Origin of the sequence: Azoarcus olearius (assembly GCF_001682385.1) — a bacterium.
GTDB lineage: Bacteria > Pseudomonadota > Gammaproteobacteria > Burkholderiales > Rhodocyclaceae > Azoarcus > Azoarcus olearius.
The window spans coordinates 3,187,649-3,207,103 of the sequence record NZ_CP016210.1; the positions used below are offsets into that span (position 1 = coordinate 3,187,649).

Below are 19,455 nucleotides of genomic sequence, written 5' to 3' on the forward strand. Positions count from 1 at the left end.
GCGCTCCAGCCTCGAATCGAAAGGCGGCCTTCCGGCCGCCTTTTTCATTTCCGCCCCGCCCGTTCAGGCCTCCGGCGGGACGCGCCGGCTCAGCGCATCCAGTTCGCTCCGGGAAAACCCGGCCGCCAGCCGGGCGGCCTCGTTCAAGGGGGGCTGCGGACGCGGCGCATCGAAAGCGTCCAGCAGCCCGGCATAGGTGGCCTCCGCATCCAGCCCGCGCGCGGCGCAAAGATGGCGGAACCAGCGGTCGCCGATCGCCACATGCCCCACCTCGTCGCGCAGGATCACCTCGAGCACCCCGATGCTTGCCCGGTCGCCGATGGCGGCGAGCTTGCGCATGATCACCGGCGTCGCATCCAGCCCCCTTGCCTCGAGGACGCGCGGCACCAGCGCCATGCGCGCGAGCGGATCGTGCGCGGTCTTGCGCGCCATGTCCCACAGGCCGTCATGGGCGGGAAAATCACCGTAGCTGCCACCGAGCGTCGCCAATCGGTCGCGCACCAGACCGAAGTGCAGCGCCTCCTCGGCCGCCACGCAGGCCCAGTCGCGATGAAAGTCTGCGGGCATGTTCCGGAAGCGGCACACGCAATCGAGCGCAAGGTTGATGGCATTGAATTCGATATGGGCGATCGCATGCAGCAGGGCTGCATGACCTTCGCGCGAGCCCACCCGCCGCGTATGGAGTTCGTGCGGGGCCACCAGCAGCGGTCGCTCGGGTCGCCCCGGCACCGGCAGCGGCGCGGCGGCGTCCTCGCCTGAGACGACCACGAGCCGGCCGGCCTGGAAATCCTCCCACAGGCGCCGGGCCGCGGTGCATTTGGACTCGGGATCGGCCAGCATCAGCGCGGCGCTGGCGGCCTCATGTACGGAAGCGTTCATCCTGGCGAGTGTACCGGACACGCCGGCGGCGAACGCTGCACGGCGCGGAGCATTGCGGGATAATGCCGATCGTCCGCCCGACCCTCTACCGGAACCTCAGATGCCCTCTTCCAACGGCAGTGGCGAAGTCCGCAACCATCTCACGGTCGCCGAAGCGCGTGCCGCCATCCTCGACACCCTCACTCCTGTCACCGGCTGGGAGCGCGTAGCCGTGCGCGCGGCGCTGGGCCGCGTACTGGCGGAGGACGTGGTCGCGCCCTACAACGTGCCCGCCCACGACAACTCCGCGATGGATGGCTATGCGGTACGCGCGGCCGACCTTGCGGCCGGCGAAGCGACGCTCGCGGTGGTGGGCACCGCTTACGCAGGACATCCGTTCTCGGGCGCTGTCGGTGCGGGCCAGGCGGTCCGCATCATGACCGGTGCCGCCATCCCCGCGGGCGCCGACACCATCGTGGTGCAGGAGGTGACCCAGCGCGACGGCGACCAGGTCCGCATCCCGCCCGGGCAGCGCGCGGGACAGAACCTGCGCCGGGCCGGGGAAGACCTGGCCGCAGGAGGCGTGGCGCTTGCCTGCGGGACCCTGTGCGGACCGGCGGAGCTGGGGCTGATTGCCTCGCTCGGCATCGCCGAAGTGGCTGTGCGGCGCCGTCTGCGGGTCGCCTTCTTTTCCACCGGCGACGAGATCGCCTCCATCGGCCGCCCGCTGTCGCCGGGCGAGGTCTACGACAGCAACCGCTACACCTTGTATGGCGCACTGACGCGGCTGGGCTGCGAACTGCTCGACATGGGCGTGATCGAGGACCAGCCGGAGGCGCTCGAAGCCGCCTTCCGCGCAGCCTCGCAGGCCGCCGACGTGGTAATCACCAGCGGCGGCGTTTCGGTCGGCGAGGCGGATTTCATCCGCCAGATGATGGATCGGCTGGGCGAAGTCGCCTTCTGGAAGCTCGCAATCAAGCCGGGCCGGCCGATGGCCTACGGCCGCATCGGCAACGCGTGCCTGTTCGGCCTTCCGGGCAATCCGGTGGCGGTGATGGTGACCTACTACCAGTTTGTTCGCGACGCCCTGCTGGCGCTGATGGGCGTCAGCCCGTTGCCCGAGAACCTGATGTTCGAAGCCCGCAGCACGGCCGCGCTTCGCAAGCAGCCGGGACGCCGGGAATTCCTGCGCGGCACCCTGCAACGGCAGGCCGACGGACTTACGGTGACACCAGCGGGCGCCCAGGGCTCGGGCATCCTGCGCTCGATGTCCGAGGCCAACTGCTTCATCGTGCTGCCGGAAGACAATGCGGGCGTCGCTGCCGGCGATCTCGTTCTGGTGCAGCCTTTCGACGGTCTCGTCTGACCGGCCACCGCACACCCCTCTCGTATGCCACTTTTCCGAGCGAACACATGACCCAGGACGAACTCAAGAAAGCCGCCGCCCTCGCCGCACTCGACTATGTGGAGGACGGAATGATCGTCGGCGTCGGCACCGGCTCGACGGTGAACCACTTCATCGACGGGCTGGCCGGCATCAAGCACCGCATCCGCGGCGCCGTCTCCAGTTCCGAGGCCAGCTCCAAACGCCTTGCCGCGCATGGCATTGCGCTGCTCGACCTCAACGACGTCGACGAACTGCCGGTGTATATCGACGGCGCGGACGAAATCGACCACGGCTTCGCGATGATCAAGGGCGGCGGCGGCGCGCTCACGCGCGAGAAGATCGTCGCTGCGGTCGCACGCCGCTTTGTCTGCATCTGCGACGAATCCAAGCGGGTGGACGTACTGGGCCGCTTTCCGCTGCCGATCGAGGTCATCCCGATGGCGCGCAGCCAGGTGATGCGTGCGGCGGCAGCGCTGGGCGCGACCCCGCGGCTGCGCGAGGGCTTCGTGACCGACAACGGCAACCTGATCATCGACCTCCATGGCCTGTCGATCACCGACCCGTGCGCAACCGAGCAGGCCCTGAACGCGGTCGTGGGCGTGGTCACCAACGGCCTGTTCGCGGCGCGCGGTGCCGACACCCTGCTGCTGGCCAGCGCCCAAGGCGTGCGCCGGTTCGAGCGTTCCGCAACATAACCGTAACCCGGGCCTGCTAGCCTGCCCCACTTCTGGATAGTGCCATGGCAAAAATGAGCGAACACACGTACAGACAGTTCGATGCCGAACTGGAGGCAATCCGCACCGGGGTGCTGCAAATGGGCGGTCTGGTCGAAACCCAGGTCGCCAACGCCCTCGAAGGGCTCAAGACCGGCAACCTCGGCCTGCTCGACCGCGTCATCGAGGGCGACCACAGCATCAACCTGCTCGAAGTCGAACTGGCCGATACTTGCACCCAGATCATCGCCAAGCGCCAGCCCACCGCGATCGATCTGCGGCTGATCATGACGGTGATCAAGTCGATTGCCGACCTCGAACGCATCGGCGACGAGGCCAAGAAGATCGCCAAGGCGGCGAAGCGCCTGCACGCCGGTGACGTTCCGTTCGCACCGCGCGTGGAACTCGGCTACGGCGCCGGACTGGCGCTGGACATGCTGCGCAGTTCGCTCGACAGCTTCGCGCGCGCCGACGTTTCTGCAGTGGCCTCGGTGAAGGACCAGGACGCTGAAGTCGACGCCTACTTCAAGGGCGTGATGCGTCAGCTGATCACCTTCATGATGGAAGACCCGCGCACGATCACCAGCAGCCTCGATGTGCTGTTCATCGCCAAGTCGATCGAGCGCATCGGCGACCACGCGAAGAACATCGCCGAATACGTGGTTTTCCTCGTCCAGGGACGGGACGTGCGCTACGCGAAGTCCGCCGCCGCAGCCGCGGAGAGCAAGAACACGCCCTGAACGGCCTCGCGCCGAACAAAAAAGGGATGGCCGCGGCCATCCCTTTTTTTATTTCGCCAGCTCGCGGCGAGCATGTGCCGCTTACTGCGCCGGGGGCACAAAGCCGCCGATCGCATCGGCGCCGCCCTCGAAGAAATGCTTTTCCATCTGCTCGGACAGGTACTTGCGTGCCCGCGGATCCATCAGGTTGAGGCGGTTCTCGTTGATCAGCATGGTCTGGTACTTCACCCACTGCTGCCACGCCTCCTTCGAGACGCTTTCATAAATCCGCTTGCCCAGTTCGCCGGGCACGGGCGGAAGGTCGAGCCCTTCGGCCTCCCGGCCCAGTTTGATGCAGTTCACCATACGCGCCATCGTTCAATCCTTTTCACGGGGGGGTTCATCGGGGATGCGATTACGTGCCGCCATTCTATCGGATTCCCCGTTCCCGCCATGCTTGCCGCCCGAGACCATCCAGCGGTTGCGACCGTCGCTCTTGGACCGGTACATCGCCTGATCCGCGGCCACCATCAACGCTTCTCCACCCTCGCCGTGATGCGGGAACAGCGCGATGCCGATGCTCGCCGTCACACCCGCCGACTCACCCGCAAATGTGAAATGCAGGGCGTCGATCGCCTCGACCAGGCGCGCTGCCAGTTCGGACAGCTCGGCTTCCGAGGTATCGGGCACCAGCATCGCGAACTCGTCACCGCCGAGGCGGAAGAACATTTCGTTGCGCCGGATGATGCGGGCGACCCCTTCCGCGACCCCAACCAGAACCTCGTCTCCCGCCTGGTGGCCGAAGCGGTCGTTGATCGGCTTGAAGCCGTCGAGGTCGATCGCGACCAAGCCCACCTCCAGGTCGCGCCGGGTCGCCTCGGCCAGCATGCGCTCGAGTTCTTCATGGAAGCGGCGGCGGTTATAGAGGTTGGTCAGCGGATCGCGCTCGGCCAGCGCGATCAGCTGGTCGGCCACCCGGCGCTGCTCGGTGACGTCCTCGTAAATCCAGACCCGGCCGATGCCCCGTGCGCCCTTGCCGCTTTCGACCACCGACGAAATGTCGGTGACGATGCGCCCGTCCTTCATGCGGACCTCGAACTGCTCGCTGACCGACCGGCGATCCGCGAGCACCTCCTCGATGTGGGCGAAATAGGACTCGGGATCGGCGAGCAGCGGCGCGATCGTCCGCTGCAGTACCACATCGCGTGTGCCGATCAGGTTTTCATCGGGGGGGAAGCCCCAGATCTTCAGCATCGCGCGGTTGAAGTACAGCACGCGATGGTCATGGTCGATGAAGATGATCCCGAGGCCGATGACGTTCAGCAGCGCAGCGAGGCGCTGGCGCTCGTCGTTGCTGCGTGCCAGGTAGTGCTCGCGCAGCGCCTGGGCGCGGCGCAGTTCGGCCACGGTTTCCAGCAGCTTGTACTCTGTTTCCTTGCGGGCCTGGATGTCTTCCGCCGACATCCGCAAGCCCACGCGGCGCCCGCTGCCGTCCACCAGCGCGCGCCAGCGGCACGCGACCCAGCCGTAGCGGCCGTCCTTGTGCGCCAGGCGCATCTCGAACTCCTGCTGGACGCCGTCGGCCAGCACCTGCTCCGCCGCCCGCTTGCAGTAGCGGCGGTCCGATTCATGCGCCAGCGTTTCGATCGGGTCGTTCGCCGCCACGCACTCCTGCGGCGTCCACCCGGTCAAGCGCTCGATCGAGGGGCTGATCCACAGCAGCCGTCCGCCGTCGTCGAACAGTGCCTCCAGGCCATGCACGCCTTCGGCGATCTGGCGCAGGAACAGGGTCTGGCCGGCGGCGCGGTCAATCCGCTCGAGCGGACACGCCAGTTCGCTTGCCGGCAGGCTGCCCGCCTCGTGCCAAGCGTCGATGCGGCTGTGCAGTTCGGACTCGTCGCGCCGCAACAAGCCCAGCATGCGGCGCTGCTGGCAATACGCTCCGAGCGCGGCAAGCGCCCCCGCAACGACCACCGCGACCACGCCGGGCGCCCATCCTGCACCTGCAAGCCATGGCGCGAGCACAATCACCAGCGCCACCACCAGCGCGCCGCCAAGCGCCGCCATCAGGACGTGCCAGCGGGGAATGGCGCGAGGCGTTCCGCCGAAATCAGGCATCGTGCGCCCCTCCGGCTCGCCACTCCCCCGCCCCCTCCATCAGGGGCCGCGCCCGCTCGAGATGGAGATCGACTGGGGTCATAGCGGCTTGGCGAATACCTTGGACCGGCGCTGGAAGTTGTACAGCTCGCGCTTTTGCCGTGGCAGTGCCTCGGGACTGACCTCGCTGAAGCCACGCTCGCGGAACCAGTGCGCGGTGCGCGTGGTAAGCACGAACAGACGTTCCAGCCGCTGCATGCGCGCGCGGCGTTCGATACGACGCAAGAGCTGGTCGCCCAACCCGGCGCGGCGGTATTCCGGCATCACCGCGAGGCAGGCCAGTTCGGCCGCGCTCTCGTCGCTGAACGGGTACAGCGCCGCGCAGCCCACCAGCACGCCGTCGTGCTCGACGACGCTGAAGCGGTCGACTTCCTGTTCCAGCAATTCGCGCCCGCGCCGTACCAGGGTGCCGTCGGCTTCCATCGGCGAGATCAGCGACACCAGCGCACCGACGTCGTCGATGGTCGCTTCGCGCAGGCGGAAAAGCGGATCGCGCGAGACGACGGTGCCGACGCCCGCGTGGGTAAAGAACTCCAGCAGCAGCCCGCCGTCCTTGTCGCGGTCGATCAGGTGGCAGCGCGACACGCCCTTGCGGACGGCGCGGATCGCGCACGGCAGATAGAGATGGAGGTCCTCGGTCAGGCCTTCTCCCGCCTCCAGCTTGCGCGCGGCCTCGTCCGCGGTGACCGACTCCACCAGCTTGCCCTCGGGATCGAGCAGGCCCGGCGCATCGCACAGGTAGATCAGCTTTTCGGCCTTCAGCGCAACCGCCACCGCCTCGGCCACCTCTTCCATGCAGAGATTGAAGATTTCGCCCGCCGGAGACACGCCCAGCGGTGTGATCAGCACCACGTTCTGCTGGTCGAGGTCGGCGTTGATTTCGTCGGCGATGATGCGTCGCACGGCACCGGTGTATTGGAAGTCGACGCCATCGACCACGCCGAACGGCCGCGCGGTGATGAAGTTGCCGCCCGTGACCCGCATGTAGCTGCCGGCCATCGGCGTATTCGGCAAGCCCTGGGACAACAGTGCCTCGACCTCGAACCGGGTAACCGCCATCGCCGCCTTGACGCACTCGAGTGCCGCGGCATCCGTGACCCTCAGGCCGTTGTGAAAGCGCGGTTCCAGTCCGCGCCGGGCGACTTCGGCGTCGATCTGCGGACGCGCACCGTGAACCAGCACCAGGCGGATTCCGAGCGCCGCCAGCAGGTTGCAATCGTAGGCGAGGCTTTGCGCCCGCTCACCGCCCGCCACCTCGCCGCCAAACGCCACCACGAAGGTCTTGCCGCGAAAAGCGTGGATGTAGGGCGCAGCACCCCGCACCCAGGCAACGAACTGAGCGGTGGAGTCTGCAGCAACGGGAAGTGCAGCCTGGGCGGTTGGGGATTCGGCGTTCAATCGTGCACCGGTGTGGATTGCGGCGCCGCCGCGTAGGCGGTGGAGGCCGTCGGTATAGTGTTCCCGGATTCTAGCCGAAGCCCTGCCACTTGGCAGGGTTACCCGATTCGGGCATGCAACAAATCATTCCGCTGTGCTATGCCCGCCCGCGTTCGCGGCCCGGCTCCAGCGCCGCGGAAAGCGCCGCGCACACCGTGCGCAACACCTTGAGGCGGGCGAAATACTTGTTGTCCGCCTCCACCAGGGTCCACGGCGCGATCTCGGTGCTGGTGCGGTCGACCATGTCACACACCGCCTGGGCGTAGTGATCCCACTTGTCGCGGTTGCGCCAGTCTTCCTCGGTGATCTTGAAGCGTTTGTGCGGCTCCGCCTCGCGCGCCTTGAAGCGGGTGAGCTGCTCATCCTTGCTGATCGCGAGCCAGAACTTCACGACAACCGCCCCGGCAGCCACGAGCTGATCCTCGAAGTCGTTGATCTCGGCGTAGGCCCGCATCCAGTCGGCCTCGGCGCAGTAACCCTCCACCCGCTCCACCAGCACCCGCCCGTACCACGAGCGGTCGAACACCAGCACCTTGCCCTGGCGCGGCAGGTGGCGCCAGAAGCGCCACAAATAGGGCTGCGCGCGCTCTTCCTCGGTGGGCGCGGCAATCGGCACGATGCGGTACTGGCGGGCATCCAGCGCCGCCGTCACACGGCGGATGGCGCCGCCCTTGCCCGCGGCGTCGGCGCCTTCGAACACCAGTATCAACGCGCGCTGGCGAAACGCCTCGCTGCGGGTCAGCAGCGCGAGGCGGCCCTGCCAGCGCTCCAGTTCATCCTCGTAGTGCTTGCGCTCCACGGGCTGCCGCAGCGTCAGGCTGTTGAGCAGCGTCAGGCGGTCGACCTGCACCGGCAAGGGCGCCGCGGTCTGGCGCGGCGCCCATTTGCTGCCGCACACCGCCAGCCGCCGTTGCAGGGCATCGAGCAGGCTGCGGCCGACGAACAGCGCGCGATAGCGCGGGTCACTGCCGTCCACGATGGTCCACGGCGCGTCGCCGGTGCTGGTCTGGCGCAGCGCGTAGGCGGCGACATCGCGATAGCGCTCGTACTTCTCGAAGAAACGCCAGTCGCGCTCGGTCACCCGCCAGCGCGTGCGCTCGTCCTTTTCCAGCTCTTTCAGGCGCTTCTTCTGCCCGGCCTTCGACAGGTGGAACCAGAACTTCACCAGCAGCACGCCTTCGCGCACCAGCATCGCCTCGAAGCGGCGGATCGCGTCCACCTGCTGCTCGAACTCCGCCCGTTTCGCGCTGCGATCCACCCTGCCCCGGATCGGTTCGGTGTACCAGTTGTTGAACAGCACGCCGATCTTGCCCTTGGCCGGCAGCGCGCGCCAGAACCTCCACATGAAGGGGCGCTCGGCCTCTTCGCCGGTGGGGTCGTCGAAGGCCCAGGTCTGGATGTGGCGCGGGTCCATCCATTCGTTGAGCAGGTTGACCGTCTCGCCCTTGCCGGCACCGTCGATGCCGTTGATCAGCACCACGACGGCGAATTCGCGCAGGTCGAGCAAGTCGTACTGCGCCTCCAGCAGCGCTGCGCGCAAGGCCGGCTCGGCCGCCTCGTAGTCTTCCTTGGTGGTCTTGTGACCGAGTTCCGCCGACTCGAACATGCCGCTGCGATTCCTGATTAATAAGGTGATTGAGGGAAAGGTGTCAGAAGTCACCCCAGCGCGCCTGCAGCGCCGCCAGCATCGCGAGCCCGGCGGTTTCGGTGCGCAGCACACGCGGACCGAGGCCGACCGGGGTGCAGTGTGCCGCGGCGCAGGCGGCGAGTTCATCGTCGCTCCAGCCGCCTTCGGGCCCCACCAGCAGATGCAGCGCACCCGCCGGGCGCGGTAGCGCGGACAGCCCCTGTGCGGCGGCCGGGTCGAGCACGCAGCGAACCGTCGCGCGGTCCTCGCGCGCGGCGGCGAGATAAGCCTGCAGCGAAAGGATTTCGCCGACTTCGGGAATGCGGTTGCGCCCGCTTTGTTCGCAGGCACCCACGGCAACCTGCTGCCAGTGCTCGCGCCGCCGCGTCGCGCGCTCGCCCGCCAGCCGCAGCACCGAACGCTCGGCCTGGATGGGCTGAACCGCACGGGCGCCGAGTTCCACCGCTTTCTGCACGATCCAGTCCATCTTGTCGCCGGTCGCCAGCGCCTGCACCAGCACCAGGTCCAGCGGCGACTCGCGATCCACCTCGCGATAGGCGGAAATCAGCGCCGCGGCGGACTTGCCGCGCAGCACCAGCGTGGCCTCCGCCTCCGCCCCACTCCCGTCAAACAGCACGATGGGTTCGCCATCGCGCATCCTCAACACCCGCGTTGCGTGGTGGGCGACTGCGTCGGGCAACGCCGTCTCGCCGTGCCGGGGCAGCACGCCCGGAAAATGGAATCGTGAAATCATCGTAAGATTATAGGCATAGCCCTAGGCCGATCAGCCCGCGGACCACCCATGCCGAATGCAGCCCAACGTCTCGCCCGCGCCCGGGCGCTCGAATCCCTCGTCCGCGACATCGCGCGCGAGGAGATCCTGCCGCGTTACCTGAAGTCTGCCCGCAGCCGCAAGGCCGACGGCACGCTGTTCACCGAGGCCGACATCGAGTCGCAGCGCCGCTTCAGCCAGGCCCTGCCCACGCTGCTGCCCGGCCCCGTGCTGGGCGAGGAAATGAGCGCCGAGGAACAGGCGCGCCTGTGGGCCAAGGGCCGTGGCGGATTGTGGTGCATCGACCCGATCGACGGCACCACCAACTTCGCCAACGGCATCCCGTTCTTCGCGGTGTCGATCGCCTACCTGGTGGATCACGAACCGCGCTTCGGCGTGGTCTATAACCCGATCACGGACGAATCCTTCTACGCCGCCCAAGGCGCCGGCGCCTTTCTCAATGGCACCGAGCTGCCGCTGCGGGCGTCGGCACCGCGGTTGGCCGACGCGGTGGCGGGCGTGGATTTCAAGCGCATCAGCCATCACCTGGGCGACGAGCTGGCGGTGCGCCCGCCGTTCTATTCGCAGCGCAACTTCGGCTCCAGCGCGCTCGAATGGTGCTTCGTTGCCGCTGGCCGTCTGGATGTTTACCTGCACGGCGGCCAGATGCTGTGGGACTACGCGGCCGGGCGGCTGATCCTCGCCGAAGCCGGCGGCGAGGCCGCGGCGCTCGACGGCGGGTCGCTGATGGCCGGTCCGGCGGTCAAGCGCGGCGTGATCGCCGCCGCCAGTCCGTCGCTGTTCGCCGAATGGCGCGCCTGGGTGCTCGCCCACTCCTGACCCGGCGCGCGCTCGCTGCAGCGCACAAGCGCACGTTATCATGCGGTCCGACCGCTCACCCGGAACATCCTGATGGCAACACCCAGCCCCGAAACCGAAGACGGCGAGCGCCGCCGCCATCATCGCGTCCGCGAAATCTTCGCCGAGGCCCACGCCCTGATCGCGCCTTTTTTCGCGCCAGAGAACCGCTGGGCCAACGTCACGCTGGATCACCTCGCCTACCGCGTGCTGCGCGACCACTACCCCGAACTCAACTTCGAGGAGGTCCATGTGCTGGTCGTGGCAACCCGCCGCGTGTGCACCGACCTCGACACGCCCGGACAGGCCGGCTGAAGCGCCCGCCCCCGGGAAGCCCCGCGACACGACGCCTGGAGCACGCCATGTCCATGAAGCACCCGATCATCGCCGTCACCGGCTCTTCCGGCGCCGGCACCACCACGGTCAAGCACACCTTCGAGGCGATCTTCCACCGCGAGAACGTGAACGCGGCGGTCATCGAAGGCGACAGCTTTCACCGCTACACGCGCGACGAGATGAAGGCGCTGATCGAGGAAGCGGAACAGGCCGGGCAGCGGGGCATCAGCCACTTCGGACCGGAAGCCAACCTCTTCGAGGATCTGGAGAACCTGTTCCGCGCCTACGGCGAATCCGCCACCGGGCGGCGGCGCTATTACATCCACAACGAAGCGCAGTCGATGCGCTGGAACCTGCCGATGGGCAGCTTCACCGAATGGGAAGACCTGCCGGTGGGCACCGACTGCCTGTTCTACGAAGGCCTGCACGGCGCCGTCACCTGTGACCGCATCGACGTCGCGCGCCATGTGGACCTGCTGATCGGCGTGGTGCCGACGATCAACCTGGAATGGATCCAGAAACTGCACCGCGACACCCGGGTGCGCGGCTACTCGGCCGACGCCGTGCAGGACACCATCCTGCGCCGCATGCACGACTACGTGCATTACATCGTGCCGCAGTTCTCCCGCACCCATATCAACTTCCAGCGCGTGCCGGTGGTGGACACCTCCAACCCCTTCATTGCGCGCGACGTGCCGACGCTGGACGAATCCATGGTGGTGATCCGCTTCAAGGACCCGCGCGGGGTGGATTTCCCCTACCTGCTGCGCATGATCCACGACGCCTTCATGAGCCGGGCCAACACCATCGTGATTCCGGGCGGCAAGCTCGACCTGGCGATGCAGCTGATCCTGACGCCCCTGATCTGGAAGCTGATGGAACGCCGGCGCCAGTGGGTGTAAGGGCACGCCCCGGCCTCCGCCCACCGGTCTGGACAGCCCCTTCCAGGGCGAAAATTCACGCGCCGGACCAGACACTTACCACATCCTGTCACCAAGCCGAACTACCAATCGGACCGGGTTATCGGCGATAATGCCGGTTTTTTCAGGCCGGCCCTCCGGCTTCGAGGAAACCATGTCGCAGTCGAGAAACGTCAAGCCCCCGGTCTTCAACCCCGTCACTGGCGCCATCCGCGCACTTGCGATGGATGCAGTGCAGCAGGCCAACTCGGGCCATCCGGGTGCGCCGATGGGCATGGCGGAAATCGCCGAGGTGCTGTGGCGCCACCACCTCAAGCACAATCCGGCCAACCCGCAGTGGGCCGACCGCGACCGCTTCGTGCTGTCCAACGGCCATGGCTCGATGCTGATCTACGCGCTGCTGCACCTCACCGGCTACGACCTGCCGATCGAGGAAATCAAGCGCTTCCGCCAGCTGCACAGCAAGACGCCGGGCCATCCGGAATACGGCTACACCCCGGGCGTGGAAACCACCACCGGTCCGCTCGGCCAGGGCATCACCAACGCGGTCGGCATGGCCATCGCCGAAAAGGTGCTGGCTGCCGAATTCAACCGCGCCGGCCATGAAATCGTCGACCACCGCACCTGGGTCTTCCTGGGCGACGGCTGCCTGATGGAAGGCATCAGCCACGAAGCCTGTTCGCTTGCCGGCACGCTCGGCCTGGGCAAGCTGGTCGCGTTCTACGACGACAACAACATCTCCATCGACGGCCACGTCGAAGGCTGGTTCACCGACGACACCCCCAAGCGCTTCGAAGCCTACGGCTGGCAGGTGATCCGTGACGTGCAGGGCCACGACCCGGCCGAAATCGAAGCCGCCATCCAGCAGGCGCGGGCCAACACCACCCAGCCCACGCTGATCTGCTGCAAAACCGTCATCGGCGCCGGCGCCCCTAACAAGCAGGGCGGCCACGACGTGCACGGCGCGCCGCTCGGCACCACCGAAATCGACGCCTGCCGCGCCCACATCGGCTGGACGCACGCTCCGTTCGAAATCCCGGCCGACGTCTATGCTGCGTGGGACGCGCGCCCGGCCGGCGCCAGCGCCGAAGCCGGCTGGAACGACAAGTTCGCCGCCTACGCCGCCGCCTTCCCCGAACTCGCGGCCGAGTTCAAGCGCCGCGTGCAGCAGCAGGCGCTGCCGGCCGACTGGGCGGCGCACGTCGCCACCGTGCTCGGCAAGATCAACGACAAGGGCGAAACCATCGCCACCCGCAAGGCCAGCCAGAACAGCATCGAGGCCTTCGCGCCCAAGCTGCCCGAACTCATCGGCGGCTCGGCCGACCTCGCCGGCTCCAACCTCACGCTGTGGTCGGGCGCCAAGGGCGTCAGCCGCGACACCGGCGGCAACTACATCTACTACGGCGTGCGCGAATTCGGCATGGCGGCCATCGCCAACGGCATCGCGCTGCATGGCGGCCTGATTCCCTACACCGCCACCTTCCTGATGTTCAGCGAATACGCCCGCAATGCCCTGCGCATGGCGGCGCTGATGAAGCTGCGCCAGATCTTCGTGTTCACCCACGACTCCATCGGCCTTGGCGAAGACGGCCCCACCCACCAGCCGGTGGAACAGACCGCCACGCTGCGCCTGATTCCCAACATGGACGTCTGGCGCCCGTGCGACACGATGGAGTCCGCGGTGGCCTGGGCGCACGCGATCGAGCGTAAGGACGGCCCGTCCTGCCTGCTGTTCTCGCGCCAGAACCTGCCCTTCCAGACCCGCAGCGCCGAGCAGATCGACGCCATCCGCCGCGGCGGCTACGTGCTGTCGGAAGCCGCGGGCGGCACGCCCAAAGCGGTCATCCTCGCCACCGGCTCGGAAGTCGCGCTCGCGATGGCCGCGCAGAAGACGCTGGCCGAGGCCGGCATCGCGGTGCGCGTGGTGTCGATGCCGAGCACCAACGTATTCGACCGTCAGGATGCCGCCTACAAGGCCGCCGTCCTGCCCGCCGGCCTGCCGCGCATTGCGGTCGAAGCCGGCGTCACCGACGGCTGGCGCAAGTATGTCGGCCTCGAAGGCGAGGTGATCGGCCTCGACCGCTTCGGTGAATCCGCCCCCGCGGGCGAGCTGTTCAAGTACTTCGGCATTACCGCCGACGCGGTCGTCGAAGCCGTCCGCAAGCTCGTCCGGTAATTCGCACGGCGATGGCAGGGACCCGATCAGACGCCCCGCCATCGCGCCGCCAACCAGTTCTGATGCCTGTGTTGCCCACGCTCCTGGAGACTCCTCGATGACCATCAAAATCGCCATCAACGGTTACGGCCGCATCGGCCGCTGCACGCTGCGCGCCCTCTACGAACTCGGCCTGCGCGACCAGTTCGAAGTCGTGGCGATCAACGCCTCCGGCGACCTGGCCACCAACGCCCACCTGACCAAGTACGACACCACCCACGGCCGCTTCGCCTTCCCGGTGGAAACCGAAGGCGACAACGTGATGATCGTCAATGGCGACCGCATCCCGTTCTTCTCCACCAAGGATCCGCTGGCGATCAACTGGGGCGACCTCGGCGTGGACGTGCTGCTCGAATGCACCGGCGCCTACACCGCCAAGGCCAAGGCCGAAGTGCACCTCAAGCAGGGCGCCAAGAAGATCCTGATCTCCGCCCCGGGTGGCGACGATGTGGATGCCACCATCGTCTATGGTGTGAACCACGACGTGCTGACCGCCGCGATGACCGTGGTCTCCAACGCCTCGTGCACCACCAACTGCCTGGCCCCGGTCGCCAAGGTGCTGCAGGACAACATCGGCATCGAAAAGGGCCTGATGACCACCATCCACGCCTACACCAACGACCAGGTGCTGGTGGATGTGCGCCACAAGGACCTGCGCCGCGCCCGTGCCGCCGCGCAGAACATCATCCCCACCAAGACCGGCGCCGCCAAGGCCGTCGGCCTGGTGCTGCCGGCGCTCAAGGGCAAGTTCGACGGTTTCGCGCTGCGCGTGCCGACCATGAACGTGTCGCTGGTCGACCTCACCTTCACCGCCAGCCGCGCCACCAGCAAGGAAGAGATCAACAGCCTGATGATCGAAGCCTCCAAGGGCGCGCTCAAGGGCGTGCTCGCGGTAAACGAGGCGCCGCTGGTGTCGATGGACTTCAACCACGACCCGCACTCCTCGGTGTTCGATGCCACCCAGACCCGCGTCATGGACGGCAATCTGGTCAAGGTTCTCGCCTGGTACGACAATGAGTGGGGCTATTCCTGCCGCATGCTCGACGCGGCCAAGGCGCTGGCCCAGGCCAAGTAACCCACCGAGGACCCACGATGAACCGTCTCCTGATCGCCCTGCTCGCCACCGGCGCCCTGTTCGCCGCGGGCTGCACCTCCAACCAGAGCCGCCCCGCCGCGCAAAGCAGCACCAGCAGCAGCGCGGACACCAGTGCGAAGACGACCACCACCTCCGATGGCCGCCCCCACCGTTACGTGAAGTCGCGCGACGGCAGCTTCGAGGGTGAAATCTGGGGCACGCCGGCCAAGAACAGCAAGTTCACCAGCCTGCAGATCGGCATGTCGCAGGCCGAGGTGGAAGACAAGATCGGCCGCCCGTCGGACATGAAGAGCTATGTCACTGGCAAGGCATGGATCCCGTTCTACTTCGGCAACGACGGGCACCGCTTCGAGACCTTCTACAAGGGCCAGGGCAGCCTGATCTACACCGGCGGCGGCATCGGCGGCGGGCGCGGCCAGCTGGTCGGCATCAACCACGACGCCAGCGAAGACGGTTACCAGTAACAGCGCAACCACGAGCCGGGTTCCGGGCGCCGCCTGAACCCGGCTCTTCTTACATCCGGATCCGATCACGTCCATGCAAGTCAAGAAACTCACCGACCTCGACGTCCGTGGCAAGAAGGTCTTCATCCGCGCCGACCTCAACGTGCCGCAGGACGAAGCCGGCAACATCACCGAAGACACCCGCATCCGCGCCTCCATCCCGTCCATCCAGTACTGCCTGGACAACGGCGCCGCGGTGATGGTCACCTCCCACCTCGGCCGTCCGACCGAAGGCGAAGTCGGCCCCGACGACACCCTGGCGCCGGTCGCCGTGCGCCTCGGCCAGCTGCTGCACAAGCCGGTCAAGCTGATCGCCAACTGGGTCGAGGGTGGTTTTGAAGTCAAGCCGGGCGAAGTCGTCCTGCTGGAAAACTGCCGCTGCAACAAGGGCGAGAAGAAGGACAACGAAGAGCTGGCGAAGAAGATGGCGGCGCTGTGCGACGTCTATGTCAACGACGCCTTCGGCACCGCCCACCGCGCCGAGGCCACCACCCACGGCATCGCCCGCTTCGCCCCGGTGTCCTGCGCCGGCATCCTGATGGGGGCCGAGATCGACGCGCTGTCGAAGGCGCTGCACCAGCCGGCCCGCCCGCTGGTGGCCATCGTCGGCGGCGCCAAGGTGTCGACCAAGCTGACCATCCTCAAGACGCTGGCCGACAAGGTCGACCAGCTCATCGTCGGCGGCGGCATCGCCAACACCTTCCTGCTGGCAGCCGGCAAGCGCATCGGCGAATCGCTGGCCGAGCCGGAAATGGTGCGTGAAGCCCAGCAGGTGATGGACATCATGAAGTCGCGCGGCGCCGAAGTGCCGCTGCCGATCGACGTCGTGGTGGCGGACGAGGTATCGGCCCTGGCGCGCGCCAACCGGATTTCCGTGGATGAAGTCGGCCCGCACGACCGCATCCTCGACTTCGGCCCCAAGACCTCGGCCAAGCTCGCCGACATCATCGCGCACGCCGGCACCATCGTCTGGAACGGTCCGGTCGGCGTGTTCGAGCACGCCCAGTTCGCCGGTGGCACCAAGATGATGGCCTCGGCCATCGCGCACTCCGAGGCGTTCTCCATCGCCGGTGGCGGCGACACCCTGGCCGCGATCGCGAAGTTCCACATCGCTGACGACGTGGGCTACATCTCGACCGGCGGCGGCGCCTTCCTCGAGTTCCTGGAAGGCAAGAAGCTGCCCGCCATCGCCGCGCTGGAAGCGCGCTACGAGGGCTGAGCGGTTTCGCGCTTCACAGAAAAGCGGCGGCCCACGGGCCGCCGTTTGTTTTTGCCGCGATCGGCACCGGGTTGCAGATCAGCCGCGCTGGCTGACCGCGGTGCCGCGGCATTCGCTGGCGAGCGGCTTGCCGCTGCCGCCGTCGAGCAGGACGCTCTTCCACGGCAGGTCTATCCATACCAGCCCGCTCGCCGGGTCCTCGAAGCGCGGCAGGCCCGAATGGGACAGGTTGCGCACCATGTGGTAGCGGCGCCCCTTCCACGACACCTCGAGGCTGTTTCCCGCGCCGGGCGCACGCTGCACGTCCACCCGCAAGCCCTGTTCGCAGCGGTAGGTGCCGCTCGCCAATGTAAAGGCCATCTGGACTGGTGCAGGGTCGTCGGTGGCAAGCACGCCGGCGCTATCGGCGTCGGCGCTGCCGCCAGGCGTGGTCGCGCAAGCCGCCATGAGCAAGGTTGCGGCGGGCAGGATGAGCAGACGTGGGCACATGATGGGAATCCGGCAGGGGAAAACGAAGGCCCGCAGCGGCGGGCCGGCCCGCGGCCCGTCCCCCATGACGCGCCGCGACCCTGCTCAGGTATACATCGACCGCGCAGCCGCTGCCAGTCGCATCGGTCACGGCGTTTGTGGCGCGGGCAGCCCCTCCAGGCGATCGGAAAGCCGGCGCCCGCGCGCGCTGCGGCGCTCGACCGCCACCGCCGGGCGGCGGTAGATCTCGCTCATATACACATCGCGCCGGCTGTGGGCGCGGCGATCTTCGTAATGCACATATACGCAGTTACATTCGGCCGCGCTGCAGGTGCGCAGGGGCAACAGCGGCGCCTCGCGTCCCAGGAAACGCAGGCCCTTGATCCGCATCACTGCCGCACACCCGCTCCCGCGCGGGCGTATGGTCACCGCGTGGTATGCCAGCCGTTCCCGCCGCAGCCGCGCCTCGTCCCGCATCTCGCGCCGGCGGCGCATGATGACGGCCGTCCCAAGCGCAACCGCCGCCACCAGACCCAATACCGCGGACTCTTCCATCGTGTCCTCACCTCCCTTGCTCTACTCAAGGATAGATCAGGCTCGCGCTAGAATCCGGGCCCGGGACGTAAGCGCACCTTTCCGCCGCCCTGCCGGTCGCGGAGCAAAAACCAGACAGGAGACAGCATGCCCCGCCACACCAAGATCGTCGCCACCCTCGGCCCGGCCTCCTCCGACCCGCAGGTACTCGAACGCATGGTCCACGCCGGCGTGGACGTGGTGCGGATGAACTTCTCCCACGGCAAGGCGGAAGACCATGTCGCCCGCGCCGCGGCGATCCGCGAGGCGTCGGCGCGTGCCGGACGGCCGGTCGGCATCCTCGCCGACCTGCAAGGGCCGAAGATCCGCGTCGGCAAGTTCGAGAACGGCCGGGTGACGCTGACCCGCGACGCCGAGTTCATCCTCGACGCCCACTGCAACCTCGGCAACGGCCAGCGCGTGGGGCTGGACTACAAGGACTTGCCCAAGGACGTGCGCGCCGGCGACATCCTGCTGCTCGACGACGGCCGCCTCAAGCTGCAGGTGGAGCGCGTGCTCGGCGCCGAGATCCACACCCGGGTGCGGGTCGGGGGCGAGTTGTCCAACAACAAGGGCATCAACCGCCAGGGCGGCGGCCTCACCGCGCCGGCCCTCACCGCCAAGGACATGGACGACATCAAGACCGCGGCGCAGATCGGCGTCGATTTCCTCGCGGTGTCCTTCCCCAAGAGCGCGGCCGATATGTACATGGCCCGCCAGCTGATGCGTGCGGCTGGCGGCGACGCGCTGCTGATCGCCAAGATCGAGCGCACCGAGGCCGTGGCCAACCTGGAGGAAATCCTCGCCGCCTCCGACGGCATCATGGTGGCGCGCGGCGACCTCGCGGTGGAGGTGGGCGACGCCGCGGTGCCGGCGCTGCAGAAGAAGATGATCCGCGCCGCGCGCGACCACAACAAGCTGACGATCACCGCGACCCAGATGATGGAGTCGATGATCACCAGCCCGGTGCCGACCCGCGCCGAAGTGTCGGACGTCGCCAACGCGGTGCTCGACGGCACCGATGCGGTGATGCTGTCGGCCGAGACCGCCGCCGGCAGCTTTCCGGTGGAAGTCGTCGAGGCGATGAGCCGCGTCTGCCTGGAAGCCGAGAAGTCGGCCGAAGTCAGCCTCGACCGCGAGGTGCTCGACCGGGTGTTCACCCGCATCGACCAGTCGATCGCGATGGCAGCGATCTGGACCGCCTGGCACCTGAAGGTGAAGGCGGTCGCCTCGCTCACCCAGACCGGCTCCACCGCGCTGTGGATGAGCCGGCTCAACTGCGGCGTGCCGATCTACGCGCTGACGCCCGAAATCGGCGCGCGCAACCAGATGACGCTCTACCGCGAGGTCTATCCGCTGCTGATGAGCCAGACCCACTTCGACCGCGACGTGCTGCTGTGGGAAGCCGAGCAGGTGCTGCTCGACCAGGGCGTGGTGGAATACGGCGACCTCATCGTGCTCACCATCGGCGAGCCAATCGGCGCCTCGGGCGGCACCAACACCCTCAAGATCGTGCGCGTGGGCGAACACAAGGCACCCGGCGTGCAGTAAGCGCCGCGTATGTCTCAAAGCGCAAACGCGCTTACCGCCCCGCACC

Annotated in this window: 19 protein-coding genes; 11 read left to right on the top strand and 8 right to left on the bottom strand. The window is 67.6% G+C overall.

All coding sequences use genetic code 11. The annotated features are described in order from the left end of the window. Positions 1 to 63: 63 nt before the first annotated feature. On the bottom strand, positions 64 to 879 hold the full coding sequence (locus tag dqs_RS14605) for a ferritin-like domain-containing protein (RefSeq protein WP_065340946.1): 816 nt from the start codon (positions 877 to 879) through the stop codon (positions 64 to 66). 100 nt (positions 880 to 979) lie between these two features. Between dqs_RS14605 and moeA the strand changes: the two genes are divergently transcribed. Genes moeA through phoU form a run of 3 tightly spaced genes read left to right on the top strand, consistent with a single transcriptional unit; the run spans position 980 to position 3,698 of the window. Further along, positions 980 to 2,224, top strand: coding sequence for a molybdopterin molybdotransferase MoeA (gene moeA, locus dqs_RS14610; RefSeq protein ID WP_065340947.1), 1,245 nt, complete (start codon positions 980 to 982; stop codon positions 2,222 to 2,224). 47 nt (positions 2,225 to 2,271) lie between these two features. Continuing rightward, entirely contained in the window at positions 2,272 to 2,940 is a 669-nt protein-coding gene (gene rpiA / locus dqs_RS14615; protein ID WP_011766552.1) for a ribose-5-phosphate isomerase RpiA, read from the top strand. A gap of 53 nt (positions 2,941 to 2,993) precedes the next feature. Next, complete coding sequence (phoU, locus tag dqs_RS14620) at positions 2,994 to 3,698, top strand: phosphate signaling complex protein PhoU (protein WP_065341746.1); 705 nt, start codon at positions 2,994 to 2,996, stop codon at positions 3,696 to 3,698. A gap of 81 nt (positions 3,699 to 3,779) precedes the next feature. On the opposite strand, the gene dqs_RS14625 is transcribed toward phoU, so the two are convergent. The 5 genes from dqs_RS14625 to dqs_RS14645 all read right to left on the bottom strand — a co-directional run bounded on the left by dqs_RS14625 (position 3,780) and on the right by dqs_RS14645 (position 9,652). Further along, on the bottom strand, positions 3,780 to 4,052 hold the full coding sequence (locus dqs_RS14625; RefSeq protein WP_011766554.1) for an oxidative damage protection protein: 273 nt from the start codon (positions 4,050 to 4,052) through the stop codon (positions 3,780 to 3,782). A gap of 3 nt (positions 4,053 to 4,055) precedes the next feature. Further along, complete coding sequence (locus dqs_RS14630; protein WP_011766555.1) at positions 4,056 to 5,795, bottom strand: sensor domain-containing diguanylate cyclase; 1,740 nt, start codon at positions 5,793 to 5,795, stop codon at positions 4,056 to 4,058. Positions 5,796 to 5,873: 78 nt separating this feature from the next. Further along, positions 5,874 to 7,232: an amino-acid N-acetyltransferase gene (gene argA / locus dqs_RS14635; RefSeq protein WP_011766556.1), complete on the bottom strand. Its 1,359-nt coding sequence runs from the start codon at positions 7,230 to 7,232 to the stop codon at positions 5,874 to 5,876. A gap of 136 nt (positions 7,233 to 7,368) precedes the next feature. Further along, positions 7,369 to 8,877 carry a polyphosphate:AMP phosphotransferase gene (gene pap / locus dqs_RS14640; protein WP_065340948.1) on the bottom strand — a complete coding sequence of 503 codons (1,509 nt, stop codon included), beginning with the start codon at positions 8,875 to 8,877 and terminating at the stop codon, positions 7,369 to 7,371. Between the two features lie 43 nt (positions 8,878 to 8,920). Beyond that, positions 8,921 to 9,652 (bottom strand): 16S rRNA (uracil(1498)-N(3))-methyltransferase, encoded by a 732-nt coding sequence (locus dqs_RS14645; protein ID WP_011766558.1) that lies wholly within the window; start codon positions 9,650 to 9,652, stop codon positions 8,921 to 8,923. A gap of 48 nt (positions 9,653 to 9,700) precedes the next feature. Between dqs_RS14645 and dqs_RS14650 the strand changes: the two genes are divergently transcribed. The 7 genes from dqs_RS14650 (at position 9,701) to dqs_RS14680 (ending at position 16,817) form a co-directional block, all read left to right on the top strand. Beyond that, positions 9,701 to 10,510: an inositol monophosphatase family protein gene (locus dqs_RS14650; protein WP_011766559.1), complete on the top strand. Its 810-nt coding sequence runs from the start codon at positions 9,701 to 9,703 to the stop codon at positions 10,508 to 10,510. Positions 10,511 to 10,582: 72 nt separating this feature from the next. Continuing rightward, entirely contained in the window at positions 10,583 to 10,843 is a 261-nt protein-coding gene (locus tag dqs_RS14655; RefSeq protein ID WP_011766560.1) for a hypothetical protein, read from the top strand. Between the two features lie 47 nt (positions 10,844 to 10,890). Continuing rightward, a complete protein-coding gene (locus dqs_RS14660) occupies positions 10,891 to 11,766 on the top strand; it encodes a phosphoribulokinase (RefSeq protein WP_041642684.1) in 876 nt (291 codons plus the stop codon). Positions 11,767 to 11,938: 172 nt separating this feature from the next. Beyond that, positions 11,939 to 13,960 (top strand): transketolase, encoded by a 2,022-nt coding sequence (gene tkt, locus dqs_RS14665; RefSeq protein WP_065341747.1) that lies wholly within the window; start codon positions 11,939 to 11,941, stop codon positions 13,958 to 13,960. 97 nt (positions 13,961 to 14,057) lie between these two features. Continuing rightward, positions 14,058 to 15,074, top strand: a complete 1,017-nt coding sequence (gene gap / locus dqs_RS14670; protein WP_011766563.1) for a type I glyceraldehyde-3-phosphate dehydrogenase — start codon at positions 14,058 to 14,060, stop codon at positions 15,072 to 15,074. A 17-nt stretch (positions 15,075 to 15,091) separates the two neighbouring features. Next, complete coding sequence (locus tag dqs_RS14675) at positions 15,092 to 15,559, top strand: hypothetical protein (protein WP_011766564.1); 468 nt, start codon at positions 15,092 to 15,094, stop codon at positions 15,557 to 15,559. A 73-nt stretch (positions 15,560 to 15,632) separates the two neighbouring features. Further along, positions 15,633 to 16,817 (top strand): phosphoglycerate kinase, encoded by a 1,185-nt coding sequence (locus dqs_RS14680; protein WP_011766565.1) that lies wholly within the window; start codon positions 15,633 to 15,635, stop codon positions 16,815 to 16,817. 78 nt (positions 16,818 to 16,895) lie between these two features. Here the strand turns inward: dqs_RS14680 and dqs_RS14685 are convergent, their stop codons facing one another. Next, the gene (locus tag dqs_RS14685) at positions 16,896 to 17,306 is read right to left on the bottom strand and encodes an MliC family protein (RefSeq protein WP_011766566.1); all 411 of its coding nucleotides are present in this window, start codon (positions 17,304 to 17,306) and stop codon (positions 16,896 to 16,898) included. A gap of 126 nt (positions 17,307 to 17,432) precedes the next feature. Then, positions 17,433 to 17,840 (bottom strand): hypothetical protein, encoded by a 408-nt coding sequence (locus dqs_RS14690; protein WP_065340949.1) that lies wholly within the window; start codon positions 17,838 to 17,840, stop codon positions 17,433 to 17,435. 126 nt (positions 17,841 to 17,966) lie between these two features. Here dqs_RS14690 and pyk point away from each other — a divergent pair, with 126 nt between their 5' ends. After that, positions 17,967 to 19,409, top strand: coding sequence for a pyruvate kinase (pyk, locus tag dqs_RS14695; protein WP_011766568.1), 1,443 nt, complete (start codon positions 17,967 to 17,969; stop codon positions 19,407 to 19,409). Positions 19,410 to 19,455 lie beyond the last annotated feature (46 nt).

Excerpts from the sequence above, each read along its gene's own strand:
- dqs_RS14605 (WP_065340946.1), bottom strand. The coding sequence starts at position 879 with ATGAACGCTTCCGTACATGAGGCCGCCAGCGCCGCGCTGATGCTGGCC.
- moeA (WP_065340947.1), top strand. The coding sequence starts at position 980 with ATGCCCTCTTCCAACGGCAGTGGCGAAGTCCGCAACCATCTCACGGTC.
- rpiA (WP_011766552.1), top strand. The coding sequence starts at position 2,272 with ATGACCCAGGACGAACTCAAGAAAGCCGCCGCCCTCGCCGCACTCGAC.
- phoU (WP_065341746.1), top strand. The coding sequence starts at position 2,994 with ATGAGCGAACACACGTACAGACAGTTCGATGCCGAACTGGAGGCAATC.
- dqs_RS14625 (WP_011766554.1), bottom strand. The coding sequence starts at position 4,052 with ATGGCGCGTATGGTGAACTGCATCAAACTGGGCCGGGAGGCCGAAGGG.
- dqs_RS14630 (WP_011766555.1), bottom strand. The coding sequence starts at position 5,795 with ATGCCTGATTTCGGCGGAACGCCTCGCGCCATTCCCCGCTGGCACGTC.
- pap (WP_065340948.1), bottom strand. The coding sequence starts at position 8,877 with ATGTTCGAGTCGGCGGAACTCGGTCACAAGACCACCAAGGAAGACTAC.
- dqs_RS14645 (WP_011766558.1), bottom strand. The coding sequence starts at position 9,652 with ATGATTTCACGATTCCATTTTCCGGGCGTGCTGCCCCGGCACGGCGAG.
- dqs_RS14650 (WP_011766559.1), top strand. The coding sequence starts at position 9,701 with ATGCCGAATGCAGCCCAACGTCTCGCCCGCGCCCGGGCGCTCGAATCC.
- dqs_RS14655 (WP_011766560.1), top strand. The coding sequence starts at position 10,583 with ATGGCAACACCCAGCCCCGAAACCGAAGACGGCGAGCGCCGCCGCCAT.
- dqs_RS14660 (WP_041642684.1), top strand. The coding sequence starts at position 10,891 with ATGTCCATGAAGCACCCGATCATCGCCGTCACCGGCTCTTCCGGCGCC.
- tkt (WP_065341747.1), top strand. The coding sequence starts at position 11,939 with ATGTCGCAGTCGAGAAACGTCAAGCCCCCGGTCTTCAACCCCGTCACT.
- gap (WP_011766563.1), top strand. The coding sequence starts at position 14,058 with ATGACCATCAAAATCGCCATCAACGGTTACGGCCGCATCGGCCGCTGC.
- dqs_RS14675 (WP_011766564.1), top strand. The coding sequence starts at position 15,092 with ATGAACCGTCTCCTGATCGCCCTGCTCGCCACCGGCGCCCTGTTCGCC.
- dqs_RS14680 (WP_011766565.1), top strand. The coding sequence starts at position 15,633 with ATGCAAGTCAAGAAACTCACCGACCTCGACGTCCGTGGCAAGAAGGTC.
- dqs_RS14685 (WP_011766566.1), bottom strand. The coding sequence starts at position 17,306 with ATGTGCCCACGTCTGCTCATCCTGCCCGCCGCAACCTTGCTCATGGCG.
- dqs_RS14690 (WP_065340949.1), bottom strand. The coding sequence starts at position 17,840 with ATGGAAGAGTCCGCGGTATTGGGTCTGGTGGCGGCGGTTGCGCTTGGG.
- pyk (WP_011766568.1), top strand. The coding sequence starts at position 17,967 with ATGCCCCGCCACACCAAGATCGTCGCCACCCTCGGCCCGGCCTCCTCC.